Annotated in this window: 5 protein-coding genes and 1 pseudogene; 1 reads left to right on the plus strand and 5 read right to left on the minus strand. The window is 66.5% G+C overall.

Translation table 11 applies throughout. The annotated features are described in order from the left end of the window. Positions 1 to 214 (plus strand): annotated as a pseudogene (locus tag IEY89_RS41415) (transposase); the annotation flags it as partial. 195 nt (positions 215 to 409) lie between these two features. Here IEY89_RS41415 and IEY89_RS39935 read toward each other — a convergent pair. From IEY89_RS39935 to IEY89_RS39955, 5 genes are all read right to left on the minus strand, one after another. After that, entirely contained in the window at positions 410 to 1,342 is a 933-nt protein-coding gene (locus tag IEY89_RS39935) for an IS3 family transposase (protein WP_189152419.1), read from the minus strand. Then, on the minus strand, positions 1,339 to 1,635 hold the full coding sequence (locus IEY89_RS39940; protein WP_189152420.1) for a transposase: 297 nt from the start codon (positions 1,633 to 1,635) through the stop codon (positions 1,339 to 1,341). The genes IEY89_RS39935 and IEY89_RS39940 overlap by 4 nt, the downstream gene beginning before the upstream one ends. A 49-nt stretch (positions 1,636 to 1,684) precedes the next feature. After that, on the minus strand, positions 1,685 to 1,912 hold the full coding sequence (locus IEY89_RS39945; protein ID WP_189152421.1) for a hypothetical protein: 228 nt from the start codon (positions 1,910 to 1,912) through the stop codon (positions 1,685 to 1,687). A 147-nt stretch (positions 1,913 to 2,059) separates the two neighbouring features. Beyond that, positions 2,060 to 2,218: a hypothetical protein gene (locus tag IEY89_RS39950; protein WP_189152422.1), complete on the minus strand. Its 159-nt coding sequence runs from the start codon at positions 2,216 to 2,218 to the stop codon at positions 2,060 to 2,062. Positions 2,219 to 2,314: 96 nt separating this feature from the next. Continuing rightward, positions 2,315 to 2,920, minus strand: coding sequence for a hypothetical protein (locus IEY89_RS39955; protein ID WP_189152423.1), 606 nt, complete (start codon positions 2,918 to 2,920; stop codon positions 2,315 to 2,317). Between the last annotated feature and the right edge of the window lie 134 nt (positions 2,921 to 3,054).

The raw sequence follows: 3,054 nt of genomic DNA on the forward strand, positions 1-3,054 counted from the left end.
CAGAAAGCCGCGGCCGGGAGCACTGCCCGGCAGCACTGAACAGTGGGAACGCGACCGCCACAGGCACTCCTTCGACCGCACCACCGTCGAACACGCCCTCGCCGACCACAAACGCTGGAAGCAACTACTGCGCTGTACCCACCGACGCGACCGCCTGCCCGACACGTACCGCGCTATCACCGGCCTCGTCTCCGACCGCACCGCTCAAGCCTGAACAGCGGTCCTCCAACGGACCAGCACGCCTCACCCACAATCACGCACCACCGCGTAAGCATGATCGTCTTGAGCCGGGCGCGGCCGCAGCTCAGGTTCTGCCGTACGGCTTCGTGGGTCATGTCGAGGGCGTCGCCGATCTCACTGATCGCGAAACCGTCCAAGTGTCAATCCCCTGGTTCCGTAGGGACTTTGGTTATACGGTCTGATCTTTCTGGCCGTGTCGCTCGCGCGCTTCGGCGATGATTCTTTCGAACTCCTCGGGCGGTAGGCCGCCGGCCGCGCTGTGCCTTCGTCGCGGGTTGCAGAACCCAGTGATCCATGTGGCGATCTTCAGGCGGGCCTCGGTCCGGGTCGCGAATTGCCGGCGGTGGATGTACTCGACCTTGATCAGCGAGTTGAAACTCTCCGCAGCGGCATTGTCCAGAGCGGACCCCACCCGTCCCATGGACTGCACCACGCCCAGGCGGTCACAGAACTTGTCGTACGCCTCGGACGTGCACTCCGCGCCGCGGTCGCTGTGGAAGATCGTCCCATCCAGGCTGCCGCCACGTGTCACGGCCGCCATCTTCAACAACGCCCCGACCAGGGCCGCGTCGTGATGCTCGCCCATCGCGTAGCCGAGACAGCGCCGCGAGAACGCGTCGATGACCGTCGCCAAGTAGATCTTGCCCTCGCCGGTCTCGATCTCGGTCATGTCGCCGTACCACAGCAGATCCGGAGCGACGGCGTCGAACCGACGACGCACCAGGTCAGGGGCGGCTTTCCGCTTGCCCTGCCGGGTCAGTGACTTCCGCCGACGCGGGGGCTTGCGCCCCTGTAGGCCGAGCTCGGCCATGATCTCGGCGACGCTGTTCACCGACACCTGCCAGCCCTCCTCCCACAAATCCAGCGTGATCCTCGGCGACCCGTATGTCTCGCCCGACGCGCGGAAAAAATACCTGATCCTTTCCTCCAGCCTCACGCGCCTGACCTCACGTTCCGTCGGCTCCGCGAAACGTCGCCGCCATTTGCAGAACCACGCCTCGCTCACCCCGAGCAGGCGACAGGACATCCGATGGGGCACGTTGTGCTCGGCTCTCTGGCGACCGATGAAGGCGACCAGCGCCTCCGGTTCGTTCTCGGTCACTTCACCCAGAGAGCCATGGCACGCTTGAAGACCTCACGCTCCATCTCAACTTCCTTGATCCGCTTGCGGTTCTCCAAGCTCTCCCGGCGCAGCCGCACGAGCTCCTCGCGTTCCAGCTCGCCCAGCGTCCCGTCCCCGCCGGCCCTCCGGGCCCGCGCCACCCAGCTGCCCAGGGTGGTCTCCTTGATCCCGAGATCGGCCGCTACCTGCGCGATCGTCTTCCCCGTCTCAGGCACGATCCGCACAGCCCCCTCACGGAACTCGGCATCGTACGACTGTCGCTTCTCCGCCATGACTCTCAACTTCCCCTGCAGTCACAGCCTCAACGCTACGAGGGGAAGGTCACTCACAGGCGTCCCCGCCGACCGTGCCGACCTCGATGCGCAGTTCCTCGCCGGCCCTGCGGTCGGTGACCTTGCTGCCCGGCGGCAGGGCACGGACACGGCCGCTGATGCCCTGCTGCGTGAGGCGGACCAGCTGGACCTGCGTCCGGCTGCGGATCCACTGATAGAGCAGCCGTGCGCTCAATATCGCGCCCAGTGCCGCCAACCCGATCGCTGTCTCAGGCAACCTGTCCCCCTTGATGCTGCTTGTGGCGCCCAACACGCGCTGTCATCAAGGGAGTGCAGCAAGGGACGGCAGGCGTGACATCGAGGCAGGTGTGACGTGCATCTCTCGCTATGGGGAGCAGCCTGTTCGCTGACTGTCGGGAGTGAGTCAGCGAACAGGGTCGGGCTGCTGGAGGAAGGTGGCGGGAAGGTCTGCCTGCCGGAGGCGGTCCGGAATACGGTTCGGCCAGTGCCAGGTGACCGCGTCCCTGGCGAAGGCCTCCAGGCCGCTGCCGGGCCGCAGGTACACGTAGACAACGCCGGTCATGCGTACGAGGATCCAGGCGCTGAAGGGCGGCAAGTCCCCCGGGGGAGGGAGTGAGGGAACCGGCTGCCAGGTGATCTGAAGCCGCTCAGGTGGTAGTCAGCGGTATGGGCTCCAGCGGCCGAAACGGGCCAGCGTCTTGCGTGTTTCGGCTTCATTCGTACCCAGGGCGGCAGCGACCTGTTCGACTGTCGCGTCCCGTCGGCCGTTGTGGGCCGCCCAGTACCCGACCTCAACCGCCGTCACCTCCAGCCGACGGGCGGCACGCAGAGCAGCCAGCGGTGAGGTCCTCTCCAGCTTCTCGAGCTCTGCACGCAACTGTTCCAGCAGGGCACCCACCGTCTCCGGCAGAGGGATCGCGGAACGCTCCACGTCCTCCGTGTGTGCGTCCCAATCCAGGGTGCACGTGTCCGCCGTCGCCCGGGCCGTCTCAGCCAATTGCCCGTCTCCGATCTCATCCCAGTCGAGTTGCTGCTCCGGCCCGGTCCAGCCGCAGGAGCACACCGCGCGCAGTGCGGCCGCGCGCGGCCCGTGTCCCAGGCCGCCGTCGTAGATGCTCCACTGCGACACCTTGTGCCCGCCGCCTGAGCTCATCATGGGGATGAAGATCTCAGGCGGAACGCTGCCGTCGGCCAGGAGCACACCGACCGAGCCGGTGTGAGATGAGCCGAACTCTTCCGTCGTCCATGTCTCCCGCTCACTCATGACGCGCCCCTCCAGCCGTCCGTTTGCTACTTGTACGCCCGGTGCGGGGGTACAAGGACGACGTTGCCGCATCTGATGGCGTCCCTTGACGTGGTGTAGCCGATCAAGGTGAGGGAGTGCGCCGGGGGCGTGTG

Source organism: Streptomyces lacrimifluminis (assembly GCF_014646095.1).
In the GTDB taxonomy this organism is placed as follows: domain Bacteria; phylum Actinomycetota; class Actinomycetes; order Streptomycetales; family Streptomycetaceae; genus Streptomyces; species Streptomyces lacrimifluminis.

Coding starts and splice junctions, on each gene's coding strand:
- IEY89_RS39940 (WP_189152420.1), bottom strand. CDS start 1,635: ATGGCGGAGAAGCGACAGTCGTACGATGCCGAGTTCCGTGAGGGGGCT.
- IEY89_RS39950 (WP_189152422.1), bottom strand. CDS start 2,218: ATGACCGGCGTTGTCTACGTGTACCTGCGGCCCGGCAGCGGCCTGGAG.
- IEY89_RS39955 (WP_189152423.1), bottom strand. CDS start 2,920: ATGAGTGAGCGGGAGACATGGACGACGGAAGAGTTCGGCTCATCTCAC.